Annotated in this window: 26 protein-coding genes; 13 read left to right on the forward strand and 13 right to left on the reverse strand. The window is 70.3% G+C overall.

Annotated features, from left to right (window positions below):
• Window positions 1–3 precede the first annotated feature (3 nt).
• Together DQW50_RS10835 and pdxS are read right to left on the reverse strand one after the other, a co-directional pair.
• Window positions 4–1,233 carry an arginine deiminase family protein gene (locus DQW50_RS10835; protein ID WP_112079293.1) on the reverse strand — a complete coding sequence of 410 codons (1,230 nt, stop codon included), beginning with the start codon at window positions 1,231–1,233 and terminating at the stop codon, window positions 4–6.
• A gap of 389 nt (window positions 1,234–1,622) precedes the next feature.
• A complete protein-coding gene (gene pdxS / locus DQW50_RS10840; protein WP_112079294.1) occupies window positions 1,623–2,531 on the reverse strand; it encodes a pyridoxal 5'-phosphate synthase lyase subunit PdxS in 909 nt (302 codons plus the stop codon).
• Between the two features lie 197 nt (window positions 2,532–2,728).
• Here pdxS and DQW50_RS10845 point away from each other — a divergent pair, with 197 nt between their 5' ends.
• Window positions 2,729–3,406, forward strand: a complete 678-nt coding sequence (locus DQW50_RS10845) for a molybdenum cofactor guanylyltransferase (RefSeq protein ID WP_112079295.1) — start codon at window positions 2,729–2,731, stop codon at window positions 3,404–3,406.
• 43 nt (window positions 3,407–3,449) lie between these two features.
• On the opposite strand, the gene DQW50_RS10850 is transcribed toward DQW50_RS10845, so the two are convergent.
• Window positions 3,450–3,986 carry a J domain-containing protein gene (locus DQW50_RS10850; RefSeq protein ID WP_112079296.1) on the reverse strand — a complete coding sequence of 179 codons (537 nt, stop codon included), beginning with the start codon at window positions 3,984–3,986 and terminating at the stop codon, window positions 3,450–3,452.
• Between the two features lie 627 nt (window positions 3,987–4,613).
• Between DQW50_RS10850 and mutS the strand changes: the two genes are divergently transcribed.
• The 3 genes from mutS (at window position 4,614) to DQW50_RS10865 (ending at window position 10,924) form a co-directional block, all read left to right on the forward strand.
• Window positions 4,614–7,451 (forward strand): DNA mismatch repair protein MutS, encoded by a 2,838-nt coding sequence (gene mutS, locus DQW50_RS10855; RefSeq protein ID WP_112079297.1) that lies wholly within the window; start codon window positions 4,614–4,616, stop codon window positions 7,449–7,451.
• Window positions 7,441–9,225: a DNA mismatch repair endonuclease MutL gene (gene mutL, locus DQW50_RS10860; RefSeq protein WP_112079298.1), complete on the forward strand. Its 1,785-nt coding sequence runs from the start codon at window positions 7,441–7,443 to the stop codon at window positions 9,223–9,225. The genes mutS and mutL overlap by 11 nt, the downstream gene beginning before the upstream one ends.
• A gap of 67 nt (window positions 9,226–9,292) precedes the next feature.
• The gene (locus tag DQW50_RS10865; protein WP_112079299.1) at window positions 9,293–10,924 is read left to right on the forward strand and encodes a DNA-directed DNA polymerase II small subunit; all 1,632 of its coding nucleotides are present in this window, start codon (window positions 9,293–9,295) and stop codon (window positions 10,922–10,924) included.
• A gap of 183 nt (window positions 10,925–11,107) precedes the next feature.
• Here DQW50_RS10865 and DQW50_RS10870 read toward each other — a convergent pair whose 3' ends face one another.
• From DQW50_RS10870 to DQW50_RS10885, 4 genes are read right to left on the reverse strand one after another with little or no spacing between them, the layout of a single operon-like run.
• Entirely contained in the window at window positions 11,108–11,740 is a 633-nt protein-coding gene (locus DQW50_RS10870; protein WP_112079300.1) for a YigZ family protein, read from the reverse strand.
• A 38-nt stretch (window positions 11,741–11,778) separates the two neighbouring features.
• Window positions 11,779–12,267: a hypothetical protein gene (locus tag DQW50_RS10875; RefSeq protein WP_112079301.1), complete on the reverse strand. Its 489-nt coding sequence runs from the start codon at window positions 12,265–12,267 to the stop codon at window positions 11,779–11,781.
• A gap of 4 nt (window positions 12,268–12,271) precedes the next feature.
• A complete protein-coding gene (locus DQW50_RS10880) occupies window positions 12,272–12,877 on the reverse strand; it encodes a hypothetical protein (protein WP_112079302.1) in 606 nt (201 codons plus the stop codon).
• 29 nt (window positions 12,878–12,906) lie between these two features.
• Window positions 12,907–13,818, reverse strand: coding sequence for an MBL fold metallo-hydrolase (locus tag DQW50_RS10885; protein ID WP_112079303.1), 912 nt, complete (start codon window positions 13,816–13,818; stop codon window positions 12,907–12,909).
• 126 nt (window positions 13,819–13,944) lie between these two features.
• Here DQW50_RS10885 and DQW50_RS10890 point away from each other — a divergent pair, with 126 nt between their 5' ends.
• Window positions 13,945–14,886 (forward strand): NAD(P)H-binding protein, encoded by a 942-nt coding sequence (locus DQW50_RS10890; RefSeq protein WP_112079304.1) that lies wholly within the window; start codon window positions 13,945–13,947, stop codon window positions 14,884–14,886.
• Window positions 14,883–15,557, forward strand: a complete 675-nt coding sequence (locus tag DQW50_RS10895; protein ID WP_112079305.1) for a hypothetical protein — start codon at window positions 14,883–14,885, stop codon at window positions 15,555–15,557. Before DQW50_RS10890 ends, DQW50_RS10895 begins: the two co-directional genes overlap by 4 nt.
• Window positions 15,558–15,591: 34 nt before the next feature.
• On the opposite strand, the gene DQW50_RS17870 is transcribed toward DQW50_RS10895, so the two are convergent.
• Window positions 15,592–15,759: a DUF5786 family protein gene (locus DQW50_RS17870; protein ID WP_241964399.1), complete on the reverse strand. Its 168-nt coding sequence runs from the start codon at window positions 15,757–15,759 to the stop codon at window positions 15,592–15,594.
• Window positions 15,760–15,909: 150 nt separating this feature from the next.
• Between DQW50_RS17870 and DQW50_RS10900 the strand changes: the two genes are divergently transcribed.
• Complete coding sequence (locus tag DQW50_RS10900) at window positions 15,910–16,959, forward strand: DUF5784 family protein (protein ID WP_112079306.1); 1,050 nt, start codon at window positions 15,910–15,912, stop codon at window positions 16,957–16,959.
• A gap of 177 nt (window positions 16,960–17,136) precedes the next feature.
• Here the strand turns inward: DQW50_RS10900 and DQW50_RS10905 are convergent, their stop codons facing one another.
• Window positions 17,137–17,367, reverse strand: a complete 231-nt coding sequence (locus DQW50_RS10905) for a hypothetical protein (RefSeq protein ID WP_241964396.1) — start codon at window positions 17,365–17,367, stop codon at window positions 17,137–17,139.
• Between the two features lie 287 nt (window positions 17,368–17,654).
• Complete coding sequence (locus tag DQW50_RS10910; protein ID WP_112079308.1) at window positions 17,655–17,939, reverse strand: DUF2795 domain-containing protein; 285 nt, start codon at window positions 17,937–17,939, stop codon at window positions 17,655–17,657.
• Window positions 17,940–18,097: 158 nt separating this feature from the next.
• On the opposite strand from DQW50_RS10910, the gene DQW50_RS10915 reads away from it, so the two are divergent.
• The 3 genes from DQW50_RS10915 (at window position 18,098) to hemB (ending at window position 20,279) form a co-directional block, all read left to right on the forward strand.
• Window positions 18,098–18,961: a PHP domain-containing protein gene (locus DQW50_RS10915; protein WP_112079309.1), complete on the forward strand. Its 864-nt coding sequence runs from the start codon at window positions 18,098–18,100 to the stop codon at window positions 18,959–18,961.
• 58 nt (window positions 18,962–19,019) lie between these two features.
• On the forward strand, window positions 19,020–19,190 hold the full coding sequence (locus tag DQW50_RS18175) for a DUF6757 family protein (RefSeq protein ID WP_198664659.1): 171 nt from the start codon (window positions 19,020–19,022) through the stop codon (window positions 19,188–19,190).
• A 108-nt stretch (window positions 19,191–19,298) separates the two neighbouring features.
• A complete protein-coding gene (gene hemB, locus DQW50_RS10920; RefSeq protein ID WP_112079310.1) occupies window positions 19,299–20,279 on the forward strand; it encodes a porphobilinogen synthase in 981 nt (326 codons plus the stop codon).
• A gap of 138 nt (window positions 20,280–20,417) precedes the next feature.
• Here the strand turns inward: hemB and DQW50_RS10925 are convergent, their stop codons facing one another.
• On the reverse strand, window positions 20,418–20,837 hold the full coding sequence (locus DQW50_RS10925) for a hypothetical protein (protein WP_112079311.1): 420 nt from the start codon (window positions 20,835–20,837) through the stop codon (window positions 20,418–20,420).
• A gap of 188 nt (window positions 20,838–21,025) precedes the next feature.
• On the opposite strand from DQW50_RS10925, the gene DQW50_RS10930 reads away from it, so the two are divergent.
• Window positions 21,026–21,883: a hypothetical protein gene (locus DQW50_RS10930; RefSeq protein ID WP_112079312.1), complete on the forward strand. Its 858-nt coding sequence runs from the start codon at window positions 21,026–21,028 to the stop codon at window positions 21,881–21,883.
• A 1-nt stretch (window position 21,884) separates the two neighbouring features.
• On the opposite strand, the gene DQW50_RS10935 is transcribed toward DQW50_RS10930, so the two are convergent.
• Entirely contained in the window at window positions 21,885–22,463 is a 579-nt protein-coding gene (locus tag DQW50_RS10935; RefSeq protein ID WP_112079313.1) for a hypothetical protein, read from the reverse strand.
• A gap of 163 nt (window positions 22,464–22,626) precedes the next feature.
• On the opposite strand from DQW50_RS10935, the gene DQW50_RS10940 reads away from it, so the two are divergent.
• Window positions 22,627–23,199, forward strand: a complete 573-nt coding sequence (locus DQW50_RS10940; RefSeq protein WP_112079314.1) for a magnesium transporter — start codon at window positions 22,627–22,629, stop codon at window positions 23,197–23,199.
• A 146-nt stretch (window positions 23,200–23,345) separates the two neighbouring features.
• Window positions 23,346–23,861, forward strand: coding sequence for a magnesium transporter (locus DQW50_RS10945; protein WP_112079326.1), 516 nt, complete (start codon window positions 23,346–23,348; stop codon window positions 23,859–23,861).
• 58 nt (window positions 23,862–23,919) lie between these two features.
• Here DQW50_RS10945 and DQW50_RS10950 read toward each other — a convergent pair whose 3' ends face one another.
• Entirely contained in the window at window positions 23,920–24,360 is a 441-nt protein-coding gene (locus DQW50_RS10950) for a DUF2391 domain-containing protein (RefSeq protein WP_112079315.1), read from the reverse strand.
• Between the last annotated feature and the right edge of the window lie 43 nt (window positions 24,361–24,403).

Genomic DNA, 24,403 nt, shown 5'->3' on the forward strand with positions numbered 1-24,403 from the left:
GGCTCACGACCGCCGGATCGGCGAGGTCATACAGTGGATCCCGCCGCCCCCGTTCGTGAGGTTGTCCGGGTCGAGTCCCTCGCCGTCCGGCAACACCTCGACGCCCTCGCGTTTCAGCCGTTCGATGGTCCGGTTCTCCTCGGGGTCGTACTCGCCGTCGTCGGTCTCGTAGATGGGGAGGACGGTCCCGTCCGAGACGGTGAGGAAGTTGGTCGCCCACCGCTCCGGGTAGGGCGCGTCGACGACCTCGTAGCCGTGGCGGTCGAGCAGCTCGGCGACGGTCTCCTCGCCCCGGCGCTCGTACCCGTCGCCGGCCCGCTCGAACACCTCGACGGTCGCGGCCTCGATCAGCGGCTCGCGCGCGACCGCGAGCCCCTCGGCGGCGACGTTGAGCCAGCCGTCGAGGTGTAACAGTCGCGAGGAGGTACCGTGCTCGACGGCGAGCCGCTCGTCGGCCGCGAGCGGCGGCCGGACCAACCCGACCTCGTCGTAGCCGACCGCGCCCGCTTCGAGCAGCTCCAGTCCGCCGTCGTAGGTGGTCCGGAAGACGGTCTCCTCGCCGTCCTCAAGCGCCGAGACGCCCACGAGCGCGAACTCGCCGAGCGGGAGGAAGTCCCCGCCCTCGAGGGTCTCGGTCGCGCTCGTCCGGTGGGCGATCGACGCCCCGCGGGCGCGCCACGCCGCCTCGATCAGCGGTCGCTCCCGCCGCCGGGTCGCGGTGCCGAGCCGAGGCAGGATCGGGCCGCGGTCGCCGACGAGCTGGCAGTCGCGCTGGAAGTAGAGGTTCGTCACCGCGCGCTCGACGCGGACGCTCGTGTCGACCGTTTCGCCAGCTTCGTCCGTCGCGTCCGACCCGCCGGTCCGCCCGACCGTCGGCCCGAGCAGGACGGCCTGGAGCCGCTCGTAGGCCGACGCCTCCTCGAGGTTCTCCGCGAGTTCCTCGCGCGTCGGCGGGGCCGGACCGCCGCCGTCGACGTCTATCGCCTCCGCCAAGAACTCCCGGAGGACGCCGCCGTCGGCGAGGTCCTCGTGGAGGTGGCGGACCTCGACGCCCGCGTCCTCGAGGGCCTCGACCATCCGCCGGTGCTCGCGTTTCGCCTCGCGCACGGAGAACGGCCGCGCGAAGTGGTTCGGTCCCGGGTCCATCGCGCCGATCGCCGCCTCGATCCCCGGCTCGTGAACCCGCACCGCGCGCAACGTGTCGTACTCCGCCTCGACTGTCGGCTCCGGCATGTGATGGTGTCGCGTACCGAACTCGCACGAATAAACGGATCGGGATCGGTCGATGGGTGTATGATCGTTGCTGGCGCGGTGAACGTCCTCAAAGCCCCAGCCTCACGGCTGCCCCTTTGAGTCCCGTCCCGCACAGCCCCGCAACCGCACCTCACGCCTCCCCAGCCTCGCTGCTCACTTCGTTCACAGCGTCCCTCGCGGGCTGCTCGCGCCCCGGTGGGGCGCTCGCAGGCGCAGGGCGAGAGCGACGCTCTCGCTTGAAGCCGGCGCGAAGCGCCGGCGACGCCACCGCAACTCGGTCATTGGTTCTCTTGCTCTGAAAACACGAAGCGAAACCCTGCTGAGAACAGTTCTCCGGCACTTCCCGCGTACGGCGTCCGTCTCCCGATCTAGACGCCGCGGCCCTGGAGCTTCTCCGCTTCGGGCAGCGACTCGTTCGACTGCCCTTTCATCCCCTTGCCGATCCCGGTGGCGATGGCGGCGAGCTCGTCGGGGTCGTCCCAGTTGTTGACGGCCTCGACGATCGCGTTGCCCATCTCGACGGGGTCCTCCGCGCCGAAGATGCCGGAGCCGACGAAGATGCCGTCACAGCCGTGGTACATCATTAGCGCGGCGTCCGCGGGCGTCGCGATCCCGCCGGCCGCGAAGTTGACGACCGGGAGCCGACCGAGGTCGGCGGTCTCATGGACCAGGTCGCGGGGTGCGCCGTGCTCGCGGGCCCACTTCTCGCGCTCCTCGTGGTTGAGTCCCGAAAGCGTCCGGATCTGGTTTTTGATCGTGCGCTGGTGTTTGACCGCCTGGTTGACGTCCCCGGTGCCGGCCTCGCCCTTCGTGCGGATCATGGCCGCGCCCTCGCGGATCCGCCGGAGCGCCTCCGGCAGGTCCCGTGCGCCGCAGACGAACGGCGAGGCGAAATCGCGCTTGTCGGTGTGGTACTCGTCGTCGGCGGGCGTGAGCACCTCGCTCTCGTCGATCATGTCGACGCCGAGCGACTCGAGGATCTCCGCCTCCTTGCGGTGACCGATCCGCGATTTTCCCATCACGGGGATGGAGACCTCGTCGATGATCTCGGTGACGTTCGCGGGGTCGGGCATCCGGGCGACGCCGCCGCGCTTTCGGATGTCGGCCGGGACGGCCTCCAGCGCCATCACCGCGACCGCGCCGGCGTCCTCCGCGATGCGGGCCTGCTCGCGGGTGACGACGTCCATGATGACGCCCCCCTTCTGCATCCGCGCGAAGCCGCGCTTGACGAGCTCGGTGCCCCGCTTCAGTTCCTCCAGATCCGTAGGCTCGGGCATATCGATCGGTAGGATCGCGGGCCACTTAACGGGTCGCTTTCGGCGGAATACCGGCCGTCGATCGGCGCGGTTCCGAGCGTCGCGGTCGTCGGTCCCTCGCCGTGTCGACCGGGACGCCTCACCACAAACTCGAAACGTCACCACAAACTCGAAACGTCACCGCAAACTCGAAGACGGTCGCCCGCGAGGACTCACGCATGCCGACCGGAGCCATCATCGCGGGCGGGCGGTCGACGCGCTTCGGCGACGCGGACAAATCCGTCGCCGAACTCGGCGGGGTTCCGATGATCCGTCGGGTCGCCGACCGACTGGCGGGCGTCGACGACCCGGTCCCGCCGGGCGCGTCGCGGGCCGCCGGCTGTGACCCGGTCGTCGACGACCTCGTCGTGAACTGTCGGCCGGACCAGCGCGAGGCGATCGCGGAGGCGTTGGACGGGTATCCCCTCCCGACCCGGTGGGCGCTCGACGACGAGCCCGACCGCGGGCCGCTCGCGGGGATCCGCAACGCCTGCCGGGCTACCCCCGGCGAGTACGCGCTCGTCGTCGCCTGCGACGTCCCGTTCGTCGACCCGTCGTTCGCAGCGACGCTGTTCGCCGACGCGGCTGTCGCCGACGCCGACGCGGCGATCCCCCGGCTCGACGACCGGTGGTTCCAGACGACGCAGGCGGTCTACCGCGCCGACGCGACGACGGCCGCCTGCGACCGGGCGCTCGCCCGCGGCGACGGGAAGGTCCTCGCAGCCGTCGAGGAGCTGTCGGTCGTCCGCGTCGACGACGCGACGATCCGCGAGCGGACGACGGAACACACCTTCACGAACGTCAACACCCGCGAGGAGTTCGAGGCGGCGGAGGCCCGCCTCGCCGAGTACGTCTGACGCGGTCGCTCCGATCGCTCCCGCCCCGTCGGCCCCTGCCCCATCAGCCCCGGAGGACCTCGTAGGCGCGGTTCAGCTCCTTGAACGCCTCCTCGTCGCCGTCCTCTGCGTCGGGGTGGAGCCGTTTCGCCCGCTCGCGGTACGTGGAGCGGACGGTCTCGCGGTCGGCGCTCGGGTCGAGGTCCAGCGTCGCGTACGCCTCCCGCTCGGACATCGCCCGCGTGGAGGGTGCCCGGTCACGGGGGTCGCGGGAGCCGTTCCCGAAGCGTCCGGACCGCGATGCGTCGGTCCCAGTCCGTCCGCCGGCTCCGGCACTGCGATACGCGTCGCGGCGGTTCTCACCGGCGCGGGCGCGCTGTCGCGCGCGCTCGCGCTCCGTCGGCCCGATCCGGTCGGCCTCGCGGCGCACCCGCTCGCGGAGCCGGCCGCTGGCGTGGAACCACATGAGGTACGCCGCCACCCCGAACGGGACGGCGACCGCCAACAACAGCGGGTTGACGACGACGCCGGCGACGACGAGGAGCGCCGTCAGCCCGACGAACGTCGCAGTTATTCCCACGAGGACGGTGCTGTTCGTCACGGTCGCACTGGGGGTTCCAGAACTGTAAGGCTCCCGGGCGGGACTCCCCCGTCATCGCCGCTACTGGAACGGGGATCCCGATCGATATCGGTGTGAACGGAGGAGGATCGTTGCTGGCGCGGTAAAGGCGACTTCGGAGAACACCGCCAAAGCCCCAGCCGCTCGGTACTACAGAGCAGCGAGTACGACTTCGGAGAACACCGCCAAAGCCCCAGCCGCGAGGCGGGCGCACGCTCGTTGTGCTCCTCAGTCGCTCACTCCGTTCGCTCCCTGCGGTGCTTACGTCGCCTGCGCCCGCCTCGCGCCTGCCCCTTTGAGTCCCACCCCGCACAGCCCCGCACCGCACCTCACACCTCCCCAGCCTCGCGACTCGCTTCGCTCGCCGCGTCCAGCGAGGGACCGAAGGTCCCTCTGGCAGCCGGCGCGAAGCGCCGGCGACCTCGCGGGCTCCTCGCGCCCTATCGGGCGCTCGGAGGCGCGCCACCGCGATCGCTCGTTCTTTGGGCTGATTTAAACGGATCCTGTGTCTGGTGTCTGAACCGTTCGATTACACCCTCGGTTCGTCTCGAGCGCCGCTCCACCCGTCGGTCCGTGTCGTTTATACTTGCGGACGACCCGGTTGCGGGTATGTCAACGGCGGACCGGGAGACGGTTACGGGGGTTCCGCCCGGGATCGCGACAGCCCGCGAGGAGCTCACGCCGATGCTCTCACAGTACGCGGAGCTGTGTGCTGCCCACGAGGACGCCCTCGTCCTCTTCCAGGTCGGCGACTTCTACGAGGCGTTCTGCGAGGCCGCCGAGGCCGTCGCGCGCGTGTGCGAAGTCACGCTCACCGAGCGCTCCGACTCGACCGGCGACTACCCGATGGCGGGGATCCCCATCGACAACGCCGGCTCCTACCTCGAGGCGTTGCTCGACGCGGGCTACCGCGTCGCGATCGGCGACCAGGTCGAGGACGCCGAGGCAGCCTCCGGGCTCGTCGACCGCGCCGTGACGGAGGTGATCACGCCGGGGACCGTCGTCGAGGACGACCTCCTGGAGTCGGGGACGACCAACTACGTCGCAGCGGTGACCGTCGAGCGGGAGGCGTCCGGGACCGACCGCGACACGGCCCCGACGCTCGGGCTCGCTGCCGTCGACGTCGCCACCGGCGAGTGTCTCGTCACCGCGGGTGATCCGGCCACCGTCGGCGAGGAACTCGACCGGATCGCGCCCGCGGAGGTGATCGTCGGCCCCGGGGTCGTCGATGCCGACCGCCCGGACTTCGATCCCACTGCCGGCGACCCGGACCGGACGGTCCACGGTCACGACCCCGCCGTCTTCGAGCGCTCGGCCGCGATCGGTCGGCTGGAGCCGTACGTCCCGGCGCCCGAGCGGCGGTTCGCCTGCGACGCGGAGCTTCGCGCAGCGGGCGCGGTGTTGGCGTACGCGGAGTACACGCAGGGGGACGACGGCCCGCTCGAGTACGTCTCGCGGGTCCGGCGGTACGACCCCCGCGACCGGCTACGGCTCGACGCGGCGGCACAGCGCAGCCTCGAACTCTTCGAGAACCGCGGGCTCGGCGCGAGCGACACGCTGTTCGACGTCCTCGATTCGACGAACTGTGCGCTCGGCCGGCGGTGTCTCGAGCGGTGGCTCCGGCGGCCCCTCGTCGACGCCGAGGCGATCCGCTCGCGCCACGACGCGGTGGGCGAACTCGCGGACCGGACGCTCGTCCGTGAGGGGATCGCGGACGCGCTCGCGACCGCCTACGACCTCGAACGGCTCGTCGGCCGGGTCTCCCGCGGTCGCGCGGACGCCCGCGACCTCCGGTCGCTGTACGCCACGCTCGCGGTCGTGCCCGAGCTGAAGGCGACGCTCTCGGGCGCGGCGGGGGACGACGCTGGAGTCGCCGACCCCCGGACCGACCACCTCCGCGCCCTCCGCGACCGGCTTGACGAACTCGGCGAGGTCCGCGATCTGATCGACTCGGCGATCGCGGCCGATCCGCCCCAGGAGATCACCGAGGGTGGCGTGATCCGCGAGGGGTTCGACGACGACCTCGACGACCTCCGATCGACCGAGCGGGCGGGTCGCGAGTGGGTCGCCGACCTGGAGGCGCGCGAACGCGAGCGCACCGGGATCGACTCGCTGTCGGTCGGTCACAACCGGGTCCACGGCTACTACATCGAGGTGACCGACGCCAACCTCGATCGGGTGCCCGACGACTACCGCCGCCGCCAGACGCTGAAGAACAGCGAGCGGTACTACACGCCCGCGCTGAAGGAGCGCGAGGAGGAGATCGTCGGGGCGGCCGAACGCGCGGACGCCCTGGAGTACGAGCTGTTCGTCGAGGTCCGCGACCGGGTCGCAGCGGAGACCGAGCGGGTCCAGGCGCTCGCGGACGCGCTCGGCGAACTGGACGCGCTGGCGTCGCTCGCAGCGGTCGCCGTCGCGAACGACTACGTCCGCCCCGCGGTCGTCGACGACCCCGAGGCGGGGATCGAGATCGAGGGCGGCCGGCACCCGGTCGTCGAGCGGACCGAGGAGTCGTTCGTGCCGAACGACGCGGACCTCCCGCGGGGGTCGGTCGCGGTGATCACGGGACCGAACATGAGCGGGAAGTCGACGTACATGCGGGCGGTGGCGCTCGCCGTCGTGCTCGCGCAGGTCGGCTCGTTCGTCCCGGCGCAGACGGCCCGGCTCCCCGTCTTCTCCCGGCTGTTCACGCGCGTGGGCGCCTCCGACGACATCGCCGGCGGCCAGTCGACGTTCATGCGCGAGATGAGCGAGCTGACGGAGATCCTCCACGACGCCGGCCCCGACTCGCTCGTCCTCTTGGACGAGGTCGGCCGCGGCACCGCCACCACCGACGGGCGCGCCATCGCCCGCGCAGCCGCGGAGTTCGTCCACGACGAGCTGGGGGCGACGACGCTGTTTGCCACCCACTACCACGACCTCACGGACCTCGCCGCCGAGCGCGAGCGCGCGTTCAACCTCCACTTCACCGCCACCCGCGAGGACGGCGAGGTGACGTTCCTCCACCGGGTCGTCCCCGGCGCGTCCTCCTCGTCGTACGGGGTCGAGGTGGCCGAACTGGCCGGCGTGCCCGCCCCCGTCGTCGAGCGCTCGCGCGACCTCGTCGCCGAGGCGGAATACGGCGGCTCCGCCGACTCCCCCGCCGATACGGCCCTCGACGACGGATCCGACCCCGACCTCGACGCGGTGGACGTCTCGCTCCGCGAGTTCCTCGAGGAGGAGTCCGAGGACCTCCCGGCGATCGAGTCGGCGGACGCTCCCACTGCCGGTTCCGACGTGGAGTCCGACGCGGACCCCGAGGCGGAGCCGGCCGCCGACGCGACGGGCGACCTCCCCCCGTCGGTCGCCGCGGAGTTGCGCGACCTGGACCTCGCGCGCACCACCCCGATCGAGGCGCTGAACGCCCTTCACGACCTTCAGAACCGGCTCGAAAACGATGACCGTTGAGCGTGGCAGTGGAACCGGTCCCGAAGGCGACGACAGCGACGTCGGGGACGCCCGCGTCCGCCGGCTCGCCCCGGCCACCGTGGACCGGATCGCCGCCGGCGAGGTGATCACCCGGCCCGCGCGGGTCGTCGCCGAACTGGTCGACAACGCGCTCGACGCCGACGCCTCCCGGGTCGAGGTCGCGGTCGACGGCGACGGCACGGACCGGATCCGGGTCGCGGACGACGGCCACGGGATGGACCGCGCGGACGCCCGGCTCGCGGTCGAGCGACACGCGACGAGCAAGCTCGCGCCCGACGGCGACCCGGTGGGCGTCGCCTCGCTCGGGTTTCGCGGCGAGGCGCTCGCGGCGGTCGCCGACGCCGCGCGCCTCGAGGTGACGACCAACGACGGCGGCGCGGTCGGGACGCGGGTCGCCGTCGGCCCGCGGAGCGGTGCGGACGCCGAACCCGAGGTGAGCGACGCCGGCCGCGCCCGCGGGACGACCGTCGTCGTCCGCGACCTGTTCTCGACCCGCCCGGCTCGGCGGGAGTCGCTCGCCGGCACGCGCGCGGAGTTCGTGCGGACCTCCCGACTGGTCGCCGACTACGCGCTCGCGAACCCGGACGTCGCCTTCACGCTCGAACACGACGGATCGACGACGCTGTCGACGCCCGGAACCGGCGTCACCGACGCCCTGTTCGGCGTCTACGACCGGGAGACGGCGAGCAGGTCGACCGAGGTGTCGGCGAGCGTCACGGTCGACGTCGACGGGGGCGGGGCGGTCGACGCCGACGAAGGCGGGGCGGTCGACGGCAACACGGGGGAAACGGTCGACGTCGGCGTCTCCGGCGCGCTCGCGTACCCCTCCGTCACCCGTGCCGGCAGCGACCACCTCCGGGTCTCGGTCAACGGCCGCCCCGTGCGCGCCGACGGGCTCGCGGGCGCGGTACGGGCGGGATACGGTCGGCTACTCCCGGACGGCAGAGAGCCGGTCACTGCCGTCGACGTCGCGGTCCCGCCCGGACGCGTCGACCCGAACGTCCACCCGGCGAAACGCGAGGTGGGGCTCCGCGACGCCGGCGCGGTCGCCGACGCGGTCGAGTCGGTCGTCGCGGACGCGCTCACCGGCGCGGACCTCCGGCGAAAGGCGGACGTCGCGACCGACCTCGAGACCGCGCTCGCCCCGGTCGGGGAGGCGGACGGCGCCCGTGCGGGGACGTTCGCGGACGCGGAGCCGATCGGGACGTTCCGCGACCTCTACGCGCTCGTCGAGTCGGGCGACGAACTGCTCGTTATCGACGCCCACGCCGCCCACGAGCGCGTGAACTACGAGCGGCTCGCCCGCGCGTTCGCGGACGACCCCGTTCCCACCGCCGTCGTCGACCCGCCGGCGACGCTGTCCCTGTCGGCCGGGGAGGCCGTGGCCGCGGAGGCGCACGCCGAGACGCTCGACGCGCTCGGGTTCGAGACCGAACCGTTTGGCGGCGGGACGGTCCGGGTTCGGACGGTCCCGGCTCCGTTCGGCCGGACCGTGGACCCGGCGGCCCTGCGCGACGCCCTCGCGACGCTGTCGGCGGGCGAGACGCCGCGGGACGCCCGCGAGCGACTCTTGGCCGACCTGGCGTGCCATCCCTCGCTGAAGCGGGGCGACGCGATCGACCGCTCGGCGATCCGTGCGTTACTCGATCGGCTCGACGAGTGTGAACGCCCGTTCGCGTGTCCGCACGGCCGCCCGACGGTCCTCTCGGTCGCGGAGGCGACGTTCGTTGCCGGGTTCGAGCGGGACCGGTAGCGGGCTCGCCGTCCCGGACGGCGCCCGCTCCGGAACCGTTTTGGTCCGTTCCCCCCTCCCTCGGCCCGTGCCGCTGGAGTCGAACGCACGAATCGTGGGCGAACTCGCCAGCCGCGGGTACAACGCCGAACGCGAGGCCGTGACCCTCCTCGCCGGCGCCGACGACCCCACTGCGGCGATCGAGGCTGTGGTGGAGGTTGCGCCCGACGACGCGCTCCGAGTCACGACCGAACACGTCCGGGTGGCCCTCGACGACCGGGAAGCCGCCGCGACCACTACGACCGCCGGATCGACGGCGAAACCCGCTGAACCCGACCGATCTCCAGTCGAAACGAAGGGGTCAGCGGTCGACACGGGGACCGCCCGGGTCGGTCGGACCGACGACGGCGAGACGGGCGACCCGTCCGACCCGCCGTCTGTCGGCGCGGCGGGTCCCGCGCCCCTCGACGGTTCGGACGAGCACGGGGGGACGTCTCACGACCGGGACCCGTCCCGTCGCGAGCTCGAGGTCGGCAACGACATGACCGGCCACAGCACGGGGACCGGCGAGTACGCCGACTTCGTCCGGACGTTCCGCGACCGCTACGAACGGCTCTCCGGGCTGTTGCGCGGCCGCGTCAACCACCGGCCGGCCGAGGCGATCGCCGACATGCCCGGCGGCAGCGACGCCGCGATGATCGGCCTGGTCAACGACGTGCGCTCCACCAAGTCGGGCCATTGGCTGATCGAACTCGAGGACACCACCGGGACGTTCCCCGCGCTCGTGATGAAGGACAAGGGGCTCGCCGACGTCGTCGACGAGATCCTCATGGACGAGTGTCTCGCGGTGGAGGGAACGCTCGCCGACGACTCGGGGATCCTCTTCGCGGACTCGCTCCACTTTCCGGATATCCCGCGCACTCGCGTCACCGGGGGGGCTGACCGCCACGTCCAGGCCGCGCTGATCTCCGACGTCCACGTCGGCAGCCAGGAGTTCGTCGCCGACGCCTGGAGCCGCTTTACCGACTGGCTCCACACGTCGGAGGCAGGACCCGTCGAGTACCTGCTCATCGCGGGCGACATGGTCGAGGGCGTGGGCGTCTATCCCGACCAGGACGAGGAGCTCGACGTCGTCGACATCTACGAGCAGTACGAGCTGTTCGCGGAGTACCTCAAGGAGGTCCCCGCCGACACCGAGATCGTGATGATCCCCGGCAACCACGACGCCGTTCGGCTCGCGGAGCCACAACCCGGGTTCAACGACGAGCTCCGCTCTATCATGGACGTCCACGACGCCGAGATCGTCTCGAACCCCGCGACGGTCTCCGTCGAGGGCGTCGACGTGTTGATGTACCACGGCGTCTCGCTCGACGAGGTCATCGCCGAACTCCCCGAGGGGAAGGCCAGCTACGACGAGCCCCACAAGGCGATGTACCAGCTCCTGAAGAAGCGTCACGTCGCCCCGCAGTTCGGCGGCCACACCCGCGTGGCTCCGGAGGAGCGCGACTACCTCGTGATCGACGACGTGCCGGACGTGTTCCACACCGGCCACGTCCACAAGCTCGGTTGGGGGAAGTACCACGACGTGCTCGCGGTCAACTCCGGCTGCTGGCAGGCGCAGACCGACTTCCAGAAGTCCGTCAACATCGACCCCGACGCCGGCTACGCGCCGATCCTCGACCTCGACACCCTCGAGATGACCGTCCGGAAGTTCACCTAGCCTCCCGTCCCCGAGCTTTATTTCCGATACCGCGGCCAGTCCCGCCGTGACCTGACCGCCGTCCGCGGCGAACTCGACGGGAGCGCGACGCCCCGCCGCGGGATCCGACCCGTTCCGATCCGACGATCCGCGTCGCCTGTTCGCCATCCCACCTCACGATACGGCTCGGCGTATCCTCGCTGTTCAACGGTCGATCTCGACGCGCCCGCTCGTCGCGTCGTTGAGCCGTTCGACCAACGCCTCGACGTCGGTCACCGGCACGCGTAGCTCGAAGCGGGCCCGCTCGCCGTAGTCGGCGTCGAAGTCGACGCCCGTGGACTCGATCACGCCGCGGACCGTCCCGGAGTCGTCGTAGTCGGTCGACACGACCAGCCGGCGGTGTGGCCGTTCCTCGACCACGCCCGCCTCGTCGACCGCGTCCTTGACCGCCCGGGAGTACGCGCGGGCGAGCCCGCCCACGCCGAGGTTCGTCCCGCCGTAGTAGCGCGTGACCACGCTCACGACGTTGCGGAGGTCCCGCTTTTCGAGGACGTTCAGCGCCGGCTTCCCCGCCGAGCCGCTCGGCTCGCCGTCGTCGTCGCCGTACTCCCGGAGCATCACGTCCGTCCCGGGGGTCCGCTCGGACGGCTCGGCCGCGGGAACCCGGTAGGCCGGCACGTTGTGGGTCGCGTCCGCGTACTCGTCCCTGACGGCCTCGACGAACGCCTCGGCCTTCTCGACGGTGTCGGCGGGCGCGACGTGGCCGAGGAACTCCGATCCGCGGACCTCGAACCTCGCCGTCGCACGCCCCGCAACCGTGCGGTAGGTGTCGCTCACGACCGTCGATCCGGGGCTCGGCTAATAAGGCGTGTCGGTCAGCCGTCGTCGGACTCGGGGCGTTCGGCTCCGTCTCCGTCCGACGCACCTCCCGTTCGACGGGCCACGACGACGCTCGTCGGCGGCGCGAGCCGATAGAGCCCCAGGAACGCGATCGCGCCGACGACCTCGGCCGCCTTCCCGACGATCGCCAGCGGGTCGGCCGAGAGCGCCGGGACCGTCGCCCCGCCGTGCCAGGCGACGTAGCCGACGAGGGACGCAGCGAGCGTGCCCGCGCCGAGCGCGTACAGCCGTCGGTACTCGTCGGCCCGCAACGTCGCGGCTGCGACGACCGCGGTGAAGGCGGCCGCGAGGACGAGGACGTACGGTCGCGGGTCGGCCGGGTCGGACAACCGCGGCCACGCCCACAGCAGGTGGGCTGCCGCGCTCACAGCCGCCGCCTGGACGGCCACGATCCGGAGGGCCCGCTTGGAGGTGTTCCCCGTCGACCCGTCGGAACGGTCCGTCCGCCCCTCGGATTCGGCCATCCGATCACTCCCACGGATGCCGCCCGGGAACGTCGGGCCACAGCGGGTACCAGTACGACTCGTCGTCCTCGAGCCCCAGCTCCCCGTCGAGGACCGACTGGAGCTTGAACTCGACACGTTGGTTCCGGTCGCCGGGTCCGTCCGGCGCGAACGGGTAGTAGGCTCCGCGTCGGAACGAGTAGATCCAGTACGCCCGACTGTCGTCCCGCTCGAAGCCGAAGACGGCCGCGAGGAGCCGCGAGCCGAACCCCTCCTCGATGAACTGGTCGGCTGCGAAGTGGACGCTGGTCACGAGGTCCTCGGGGTCGTCGTCCTCGAGGACGAACCAGTGGTAGCCGTGGTCGTCCTCGTGGCGATGAAAGCCCGTCCCGGTCTCGATCTCGCCCGCTGCGAGGATATTCTCGACCATCGAGACGGCGTCGTCGAAGCGGGTGCTGTCGACTCCGGAGAAACACAGCGCGGCCTCGCCGACGTGGTCGTAGCCGAGGTCCGCCTCCATCGTCATGTACGCCGTCGACATCCCGAAGAGGTCCTCGGGGTCGGCCTCGCGGGTCGCGTCCGTCTCGGCGCTGGTTCCGAGCACGGCGCGGATCGTATCGAAGATACCCATCGGTTGGTCTCTCCTAGGCGACGGGGGGTTTAGGACGTTTCTCCCCGGTCCAGGAAGGCCAGGACGCCGCGGGCGTTCAGGTTCGCCTCGGCTCGGGCGCGCTCGGGGTTCCAGAACTCGATGTCGGTGCTCGCCTCCTCGAAGTGCTCGATGACCGCCTCGTCGTCGCCCAGCCCCTCGCGTTTGGCCCGGACCGCCTCGACCCACTCGACGTACGCCCGCTTCGCCTCATCGATCAGCCGCCGATCGTACTCGCGCGGGCCGAAGTGGCCGAAACAGAGGTACGCGGGGTCCAGGTCGGCGATCGTCTCGAGGTCGCGGAGACACTGGTCGAGGTCGAACTGTGGCGGCGGCGACGTCTGGCGGACCGTGTCGACCTCGGGCACGTAGATCCCGGCCGCGTCAGCGGTGAAGACGACGCCGGCGTCGGGGTCGTGATACACCGCGTGGTGGGGGGCGTGACCGGGGGCCTCGTGGACGACGAGTTCGCGATCGCCGAGGTCGATCCGGTCGCCCTCGGCGAGCCCGGTGATCCGGTCTTCGGGGACGGGTTCGGGCTCGTCGTAGTACTGCCACTGGTCGCGGACCGCCGACTTCGTCCCGGCGACGAGCGCCTCCGGGTCGACGAGGTGCCGCACTCCCCGCTCGGGGAGCGCGACCTCGGCGTCCGGGTACCGCACTGTCAGGTGTCCTGCCCCCCCGGCGTGGTCCAGGTGCGCGTGCGTCGGGAGGATCCACGCGAGCTCCTCTCGGCCGATCCCGATCGCCTCGATCGTTTCGAACAGCGTCTCGCGGTTCGCCCCGGTCCCGGTGTCGATCACGGCGGGACGCTCGGCGTCGTACACGTACACTGACCCGTACCCGTCGGTGTCGAACATCCCCACGTCGTGGAAGTAGAGGTCCGGCACGCCGCGTACCGGCTCGAACTCGCCAGCGTTCATACCGATCCGCGGACGGCCAGGGTCTTTTACCGATCGGTTGTCGCCGCTCCCGTCGACGACTCTCGACCCGCCTTCGGCGCCGCGACCTGTGCGGGGGCTTATGGTCGCACCGGCCCTTTACCCGGTATGCGTGTTCTCGTCACCGGTGCGACCGGGTTCGTCGGACGCCGACTCGTCCCGGCACTCCTCGAGCGCGGCCACGAGGTCGTCACGATCGTCCGCGACGCGGACGACTACTCCCCGCCGGCGGGCGTCCGCGTCGTCGAGGGCGACCTGCTGGAGCCGGAGACGCTCCCGCCAGCGTTCCGGATCGACGGCGAGCCCGTCGACGCCGCCTACTACCTCGTCCACTCGATGGACGGCGGCCCGGGCTACGAGGAACGCGACCGGAACTGCGCGCGCAACTTCGCCGAGACAGCCTCCGCAGTCGGCGTCTCCCGGGTCGTCTACCTCGGCGGACTCGGCGAGGACCGCGACGGTCTCTCCGAGCACCTCCGGTCGCGCCGCGAGGTCGAGCGCGTCCTCGCGGAGGGATCGTACGCATTGACGACGTTGCGGGCAGCGATCGTGATCGGCGCGGGCAGTGCCAGCTTCGAGGTGATCCGCGGGCTGGCGAGCCGGCTCCCGGTGATGGTCACGCCGAAGTGGGTCGACACGCCCTGTCAGCCGATCGCGATCGACGACGTGGTGGCCTACCTCGTGGGAACGCTCGAAACTCCCGAGACGGCCGGAAACACCTACGAGATCGGCGGTCCGGAGGTGTTGACGTACGCGGAGATCCTCCGCCGGACCCGCCGGCAGTTCGGCCACAACCTCCGGATCGTTCGGGCCCCCGTGTTGAGTCCGGGGCTCTCCGCCCGATGGCTCCGGCTCGTCACCGACGTCGACCCGTACCTCGCCCGCTCGCTCGTCGAGGGGCTCCGAAACACGGTCGTCGCCGAGGACGACCGGATCCGTGAGCTGATCCCCCTCGAACTGACCTCGTTCGACCTCGCGGTCGCCCGCGCGCTCGCCGGGGCGGACGACGAAGGGGGAGCCGTCGCCTCCGAGGCGGGGGCCTCCTCGTGAGGCGGCGCTACGGCGAGACGTGGGTGTACGAGAGCCTCGTCGGCGGGATCCCCGGACTCTCGATCTCGCGACGGACCGCCGTCGCCATCCAGTTCGTGCTCTTCGAGGCGGCCGTCCTCGTGCTCGGCTGGTACTACGGGCTGTGGAACGCGGTCATCGCGGGGACGGTCGCGGTGGTCGTGGCCGCGATCGGTAGCGTCGAGATGCATCGGCTCGGCGCGAAGAACCGGTTGCTGTCGACCCCCCCGGAGCACAAGCGGTTGCTGTTCGGGTCGAGCATCGAGATCGTGTTGGGGGTGCTCGCGTTCATCGCGCTCGTGACGTACCTCTTCGTCTGGGACGGGGCGTTGCTCGAACGGCTGTTCGGCGCGCGTCCGCCCGCGCCGGTCGTGTACGTCACCCTGCTCGTCCTCTGGGATCTCACCTACCGGATCGGTACCTCCTGGTGGAGCGCGGTCGTCGCGCTCTGGCGGGCGGTCCACGTCGAACTGTCCGCGGAGGACGCCGCGATCGCTCGCCGTCTCGACGCGGAGAACGTCGCCTTCTCGACGATACAGCTGGGACTGGTCCCGTTCCTCCTCGAGGAGCCGATCCTGCTCGGCGCTGTCGTGGGACACGTGCTCGCCGTCGCGCTCGTCTGTTCTACTGCGATACTCCTCACCGGCCGCTAAGCGGCGAACGAACCGCAGAAAGACGTCCGACCGCTCACTCCCCCTTTATCTCCTGGAACTTGTCGAGGAGTGCCTCCGCGGAGTCGCCGGAGTCGTACGTGAGCGAGCCCGAATACTCCGGTCGCTCGGCGTCGAAATCGGCGTCGACGGCACTCGTCTTCTGCTCACGCCGCTCGTGTTCCGCTTCGTCATAGGCACCCATTGACATGGTACATCTTCACTTAGAAACTCTTGTACATATACCTGTCGACGGATCCACATTCGTTTACGATTGTTTAAATATAATCGGCCGACCGCCGTCCTTCGGTCGATCCACCGGAAACCCTTAGCCGGGCCGCGCGGTAGCGGGCCCGTGGCACAACCGCTCCGATTCAGGCGTGCGCCCGGTCGATGGGACCGGAACCGGGTCCGCTCGCGGATCGAACGCCCGCTCGACGAGAACCTCGGCGCGACCGCGAGCGACCCGTGGTACAAACCGCCCGACAGGTACGAGGCCCGACGGTTCGACATGGGGGACGGCTCGTGGGCGCTGTTCTGTTGGACCGACGACGACCCCGACCCACCGGCGGGCGCGACCGGGGGGCCGGTCGGGTACTGGCTCGGCAACACGGAGACGCCGAGCGACCTCTGGCGGACGGAGAAGTACGGCTTCGACGAGGTTCCCTACCCCGTCTCGCGGTGGGCCCAACGCGAGCTGCTCGCCGGCCTTCACGACGACGAGCCGTGGCTCGCCGACTACCCGCACGTCTCGTGGTTCTTCCTCCCGGTGTTCTGCTCGAAGGACGGCGCCGAGACCACCCGGGCGTTCTTCCGCGACCACGCCGTCGGCTTCCCCGACGCGACCCGCGAGGAGGGGACCGGCTACGTCGAGCGACTCCTGCGGCCCGGGATCCTCGACGACTACCGCGAGACGATGGCGGGCAAGCTCGGCACGTCGACGTCGATGGACCTCGTCCGGATGAGCGCGACCGTCGCGGAGTTCACGGCCGCGAAGCTGCTCTCGGACGCCGGCTACGGGATCACCCCCGAGATCGAGGTGACGACCGGCCACTCGCTCGACTTCCGCGCGACCGACCCCGACACGGGGACCGCCTCGCTCGTCGAGGTCACCCGCCCACAGCCGGTGGCGACGCGATCGGCGTCCGGCCCGGTCGCCGCCGTCCGCGACACCGTCGAGACGAAGACCAGCGGCCAGCTGGAGGCACACGGCGGCGGCGCGACGCTGTTCGTCGACTGCTCGTCGTTCCCGGACGACGACTGGGCCGCGGTCCGCGACGCGCGCCCGGACGTCCGTCACCGGCCCGCGGTCGTCCTCCGCGCCCGTCCCGACGGCCGGACCGAAGCCTACCGGAAGGGGTCGATACCGCTGGACCTCTCCGCCGCGGTCGAATGGGTCGACTGAGCCCGGGAAATCGCTCGTGGTTCGAAAACTATCGATCCCGTTCTCGCCGGACTCCTCCGGCTAACAGTCGGAATCCGACGGGTTCCGGCAAATCACGGCCGGCCGCCAGTCGTTCGAACGACTTCGTTCGTGACTCCCGTTGGAGTCGGTCCGGTTCCGGACGATCGGGAGCGTTCTTCAGAATGAGACCGCCGATTCATCCTCTGGCGCGGTTCCGACCGTCGTGCTTCCTCGATCGTCGTAATATTTGCGTCCAATGAACGTCTCGTCGAGGTTGCCGACGATCGCAGTGTACAGCGCGTCAGCAGTCAGGTATCTCTCCTCTTCGACCGAGTCTAAGATCTCTCGAATCGTCACGGTGTCGCCGGAAGGAGACGTTATTTCGATAGTACCGATCCGTTCGATCACGGCCGTCTGTGTCACCGGGTATTCGAGTAACTGATCGACGAGCTGCTCTGTATCTGAATATTCCATCTCTAGTGTTTGTGACCCGATATTTCGAGTCTCGCGCTACCTGGTACGCAGCGAACATGGTTCAACCCCACCAGTTTTCACGTAATCCGACTTTTTGATTATCCGCGTCACACTCTTGTGAATTCTCACGCATGTTTCACTTGGTTGCTCGACCGCTCGCCGGTGATGCCACAGCTCGCCGTGCGGCGTCTCAAAAAACGAAACAGAACGTTGCCGCGGTCTCAGAACGAGACCGGCTGTGGTCCGTTCTCGCCGTCCGTCGTGGGGTCGCGGTCCGAGTAGAACCGTCGGCCGACGCCGCGGTGGCAGACGCCGGCTCGCAACGTCTCGAAGACTTCGTCGGGGGTGTCGAACGTCTGATCGCCGAACCGTTCGAGCACGTCCCCGATCCGCTCCGAGCCGTCCGCGAGCTCTACAGTCGCGTTCCCGTGGACAGCGATGAGTTCTTCCGAGGTGGTCGGGAACTGGTGCCGTTCGATCCGGTCGTCGACGCCGTTCAAGCGCATCGATTACGCCGAGTGGCCGGAGGTTCTTAATGATTGTCCATGATCGACATTAATCGAATCCCACCTCCTTATACGACATAATACCGCGTGCGGGACGCGTCATGACACCACACGGATGGCACCGTCGTTCCTTAGTGGGGCCGGCGGGAACGGCGGGCATGGACGCTGCCGACACCGGTCCCGACCTCGACGGCCGCGCTTCGGGGCCCTCCGACCCCGACGACCTCGCCGACCCCGCGCTCGTCGCCGACCTCCACGTTCACACGACCGTTTCCGACGGGACGTTGACGGTCGACGAGGTCTCGCCCACTGCCCGCGAGGCCGGGCTCGACTGGGTCGCCGTCACCGACCACGACCGCGTCCACCCCGGGCTCGACGCGCCCGTCGTCGAACGCGACGGGGTCCGGATCGTTCGGGGGATCGAACTCCGCGTCGACGCCGGCTTCGAACGGGTCGACCTCCTCGGGTACGCCGTCGAGCACACCGAGGCGCTCGACGCCGAGGTCGACCGGCTCCAGGCGGACCGCCGCGAGCGCGGCGCGGCGATCCTCCGATGCGTCGAGGACCGGCTCGGCGTCGACCTCGGGGTAGAGCCCCGTCCCGGGATCGGCCGCCCGCACATCGCCCGCGCGATCGAGGCGTCGCCCGCGCCGTACGACTACGCGGACGCGTTCGAGGAACTGCTCGGCGACGACGGCCCGTGTTACGTCGCCCGCGAGGTGACCGACCTCGACCGGGGCGTCGACCTCCTCCGGGAGTCGTGTGCGTTCGTCGGACTCGCCCACCCGTTCCGGTACGACGACGTCGACGCTGTACTCGAGATCGCTCGTGACCTCGACGCGATCGAGCGGTTCTACCCGTACGATCGTCGGGTCGACACCGACCGGATCGATCGACTCGTCTCCTCCGCCGACCTGCTTGCCACGGGTGGGAGCGACGCCCACGGGCGGACCCTCGGTTCGGCCGGGTTGACCGCGGCCGCGTTCGAGCCGGTTCGCGAGCGACTGCCTGACCCCCGCTGACGGTCCGGCGACTCGCCCGAGGAACAGGGTTAACTCCCGGCACGACCGAGGGATCGATATGCGGTGTCACTACTGCGACCGCGAGGCCGCCTACGAGGCCGAACAGGCCGGCGTCGTCGTGGGTCTCTGTGCGGACCACTTCCGCGAACGCGTCGAGGAACTGGCCGACGACGAGGGGTTGGCGGCGCTCTCGGAGCGACTCGACGTCGAATCGACCGGGAGCGAGTGACTTCGCGGTCAGACCTCCGCGGGACGTCACGTCCCGGTTCTCGTCGTCGATTCTCCTCGCCCGCGCGCGAACGAACGCTAAAAGGCGGTCCGGGATCAACCGACTCGTATGTACCCTACCGACCGGCCGCGCCGGCTCCGAACCGACGGGATCCGGCCGCTCGTCGGCGAGTCGTCGCTGTCGGCGTCCGACCTCGTCGCGCCCGTCTTCGTCGACGCGACGACCGACGAGCGCGTCCCCGTCGAGTCGATGCCGGGCCACGAGCGCGTTCCGGTCGCGGAGGCGGTCGCGCGCGTCGAGGAGGTCCGCGAGACCGGCGTCGAGGCGGTGATCCTCTTCGGGATCCCGGAATCGAAGGACTCCCACGGGACGCGCGCGTACGCCGACGACGGCGTGGTTCAACGGGCGACCCGACGGATCACGGAGGGGACCGACGCGTACGTCGTCGGCGACGTCTGTCTGTGTGAGTACACCGACCACGGCCACTGCGGCGTGACCGAGGCGGGCGCCGAACACGACCCGACGCTGACGGTGAAGAACGACGAGACGCTGGAACTGCTCGCCGAGATCGCGGTCTCACAGGCCGACGCCGGCGCGGACATGGTCGCGCCGTCGGCGATGGCGGACGGGCAGGTGGGCGCGATCCGCTCCGCGCTCGACGACGCGGGCCACGAGGAGGTGGCGCTCATGAGCTACGCAGCGAAGTACGAGTCGGCCTTCTACGGCCCGTTCCGCGACGCCGCGGACGGCGCGCCCGCCTTCGGCGACCGTCGGCACTACCAGATGAACCCCGCCAACCGCCGGGAGGCGCTGCGCGAGGCCCGGATCGACGCCGAGGAGGGCGCGGACGTCCTGATGGTGAAACCGGGGCTCCCGTACCTCGACGTCGTCTCGGACCTCCGTCGGGAGTTCGACCGACCGGTCGCCGCCTACAACGTCTCCGGGGAGTACGCCATGCTCCACGCCGCCGCCGAGAAGGGCTGGCTCGACCTGGAGGCGACCGCCCACGAGTCGCTCCTCTCGCTCAAGCGCGCGGGCGCGGACCTGATCGTGACCTACTTCGCGGAGGATCTCGCCGACCGGCTGTGATCGACGACGGTCGCGACCCCCGTGGGTCGTGACCGACGCTGACCGCGATCGCTACCGGTCGTCACCGCTCCTGCCGGTCGTCACCGCCCCTGCCGTCGACGGCCGCCCCCACCGATCGTCGCCCCCCGCCGACGTCGATCACTCGTCGCGTTCGAGCCGAAACCGCGTGGTCGCGTCGCCGTCGAATCGCGGTCCCGGGCCCACCGCCACGAACCCGGCGTCCTCGAGTGCGTCGGCTCGCCGCCGTTCGCCGTCGACGACGACCGCTTCGACCGCCATCCCCTCGCGCTCCGCGAACCGCTTGGGCTCCTCGATCAGCCGTTCGAGGGCGTGGGGCGTTCCGGCGAGGTCGGTCACGTGAACGGTCCCACCGCGGACGTCGAACGCGACGAAGCCGTCGAGGGTGGCGGGCGCGTCGACGCCGCAGTCCGCGTCCCCGTCGTCGGTCGCGATCCTGACCGTCCGGTCGTGTATCGTGTCCACGAGCACGCTCGCGGGTCGACCGGTCTCGACTGCGAGCGCCTCGGCGTCCGACTCGAGCGCGTCACGGATCCGCATACCAGCCGTCTCTCGGCCGGCCGGTTAAGTCCGCGGCCGTCGCCGCCGGCGACCGAACGAATTTAACACGCCGGCACCCACACTTCTTCCATGAGCAAATCCACCAAGATCGTCCTCGGTACGGTCGGGGCCTCCGCCGTACTCGCGGTGCTTATCATCCTCTCGTACGTCTTCGGCACGGCCGGGTGATGTTCTCGGCTCGGACGCTCGACGACGACCTGACTGCGGTTCGCGACCGTCACGCGCCCGGCTCGCCGGTCATCGACGTCGACGCCGAGTTCGAGACGCTCCCGCCCGCGGTCGCGGAGGACCTCGGCCTGTTCGTCGACCGCCTCGATCCGTTCTCGGCCCCCGAAGGCTGGCTCCCGTCGGACGCCCCGGAGACCCTTCGCCGATACGCGGGCGCCCAGTTCACGGTCGGGCTCCCCGGCGCGGGGACCGTCGTTCGCACGACGCAGACGGACCCGCAGGCAGTCCTCCTCAAGCGCCGCGCGGAGGGGACGCCCGGGGACTTCCTCGCCTTCCTGATCGCGGACCGGCTGGTCCAGGTCGGGATCGAGCCGACAGCGGGGGCGGTCGCCTCGTCCGCGGAACCGGACGGGCGGCTCCCCGAGACGTTCCTCCCCTTCTTCGGGCCGCGATACCGCGACCTCGACGAGGCGATCCGGACCCCGGCCCCTCACGACTCCACACTCCGGTTCGACGCCGCCGACGTCTTCCAAGTCGCGACCGCGCTGTACGACGCGTGGGTCGGCCTCTACACCCGCGACGTCTTCGCCTCGTGGGAGGGCGAGTTCCCCCGGCTGTACGACGCGTGGGTCGACGCGGGCGAGCGTCTGGAGGGACGGCTCGGCGACCTCGCCGGCGAGGTCGCCCGCGGGGAGACCGACTTCCCGAGCGCGACCGAGTACGCCTGCTCCGCGGTTCGACACGGACTCGACCTCCCAGCGCCGTTCGCCGCGCTGGACACCGCGGTGTACCGCGAGCGAGGTGCCCCCTACGCGGTGAAGTGGACGGAGAAGACGTTCTCGGCGTTGCGCGAGTAGCTCAGAACTCGACCGAGACGGTACCCTCACTGTCGAGCGTGATGACCCCGTCGAAGAGCGCCCGGAAGCGATCGAGCGTCGCCACCTCGTGGACCTCCTCGGAGAGGTGGAACAGGCCGACCGCGTCGTGTTCTTTCAGCAGGTCGAGGATCTCCACGGCGGCCTCGTAGACGGCGTCGTCGTCCGCGTAGTACGCCATCTCGGTGAGCGAGTCGACTGAGACGCGGCGTTTCCCCTCCGTCTCGTTTAAGAACCGCTCGACGCGGTCGACCACGCCGTCGAGGTCGTCGGGGGCCGAGACGTAGTAGACGTCGTCCGAGGAACGTCGAGAGTAGCCCCGCTCGACCGAGAGCGTGTCGAGGATCGTCGCCTTCCCCTCGTCGACGTCGTAGTACTCGAGTTTCTGTTCGACCTCGCGCGCGGTCGTCCGCGTCGAGACGACGAGGAACGCGTCGGTGTCGGTCTTCAGGAAATCCGTGTCGATCCGGTCGGTCTCGCCGATGCTCGGGTGGACGAGCAGAAGCCCCGTTCCCCCCGGGATAGTTTCGGGTCCGTTCTCGACGGCGAGCGCGTAGTCCATACACGGGGAATCGGCCCGACCGACTTAACGGTGCGGGGCCCGGCGACGGAACCCCTTGACGGGACGACGGAGCAGTCGGACGGTTCCGCCGCCGGACGATTCAGCCGTCGGGCGGTTCCGCCGCCGGACGGCTTTTCACCGGCCCCCTCGTCGGTACGCTCGCATGGACGGTCACGAAAGCGCGCGGGACGTCTATCGACAGGCGCTTCCCGTCGTTCTCGTCAGCCTCGTCGCGGGGCTGTTCGCGGGCACGATCCTCGGATCCGAGACGATGCGGTCCGGCATCGCGAGCGTGCCCGGGATCTTACTCCTCCTCCCGGCGTTCCTCGCGACGCGCGGCGGCGTCTACGGCTCGCTCGGGGCGCGGCTCTCGACCGGGCTCCACCAGGGGCTCATCGAGCCGACGTTCGAGCTCGACCGGCGGCTCACGAACGCGATCGTCGCCTCCTTCCTCAACGGGATGACGGTCTCCGTGTTCATCGCCGTGATCACGTACCTCTCCCTGTTCGTCCTCGGCCGTCAGGGTAACCTGTTCGAACTCGTCGGCATCATGCTCGTCGCCGGCTTCCTCTCGGCGGTGCTGATGCTCTCGGTACTGATAACCGTCATCTTCGTCGGCTACCGGCGCGGATTCAACCCCGACAACGTGATCGGTCCCGTCGTGACGACGCTCGGTGACGTGTTCGGCGTCTTTTTCCTGCTCGTCGGGATCTACGCCGTGGGGGTGATCACGTGACCGCCCTCCTCGGTGATGACGCGCCGACGGGCGACGCCGAGGCCGATCCTGCCGACGGTCCCGATACCACCGACGTTGCCGATACTCGGAAGCCGTCGACCGAGCCGGTCGTCGACGAGTGGTCGATCCGCCGCATCGTCCGGACCATGATCCCGCTTCTGGCGGGCCTCTCGGTCCTCCAGTTGGTCTCGGGGAGCGTCCTCGAGAGCTTCGAGGCGACCCTCCTCCAGTACCCCGCGCTCCTCGTTCTGCTTCCGGTTCAGATCGGGACGGCCGGGAACCTCGCGTCGATCATGTGTTCGCGGCTCACCACACAGCTGTACCTCGGGACCTACGAGCCGCGGCTCTCGAACCCGGACGTCCGTGCCAACGTGATCGCGGTATTCGCGCTCGCAGGGACGGTGTTCGGGCTCGTCGGCCTTGCGGCGTGGACCATCGGCGTCGCGCTCGGCGGGACGCTCGGGCTCGCCCGCGTGCTCACGGTCTCGATCGTCTCCGGGATGCTCCTCGCGGTCGTCGTCGTGACCACGAGCGTCGTCGCCGTCGAGGCCTCCTACCGGGTCGGCCTCAACCCCGACGACACCACGATCCCGATCGTGACGAACGTGTGTGACATCACGGGCGTGTTGATCCTGTTCGCGGTCGTCAGCGTCGTCGTCTGACCGGGTTCCGTCACTGCTCGCCGTCGGAACCGGGCGGGACCGCGCCCCCGGCCCCGGATCAGAACACGCTGTCGGCCGTCGCGGCCCCGACGACGCTGAAGACCGCGCCGACGGTGACCGCCTTGGCCGTCGTCACCCACAAGTCCGTGCCCGTTACTCCCTGCTCGATGAGGAACGTGTCGGGCGCGTCGAAGAGGACGGCCAGGACGACCACCGAGCCGAACGAGACGGTCATCAACGAGAGGAACCGGACGGGGATCCCGACGACCTTCGGTTCGGCTTCGGGGTCACGGTCGGTGTCCGCCCGGTACAGGGTCGCGTACCCGATCGCAGCGACCATGACGGCCGTGAGGACCGCCTGGATCCCGTTCATCCCGCTCGCGAGCACCCACACCTCCTCGGTGACGACGAACGGACCTGCCAGGAGGAACCCCCCGACGATCTGCTGGGCCGAGTCGGCGACCCGGAACCGCGGCCGACGAAGGTTCGGGCGTTTCATACCCCGACCACCCGTCCTCGGGGCAAAAACGCGTCGTTCGCGT

The organism is Halorubrum sp. 48-1-W (assembly GCF_003287355.1).
GTDB lineage: Archaea > Halobacteriota > Halobacteria > Halobacteriales > Haloferacaceae > Halorubrum.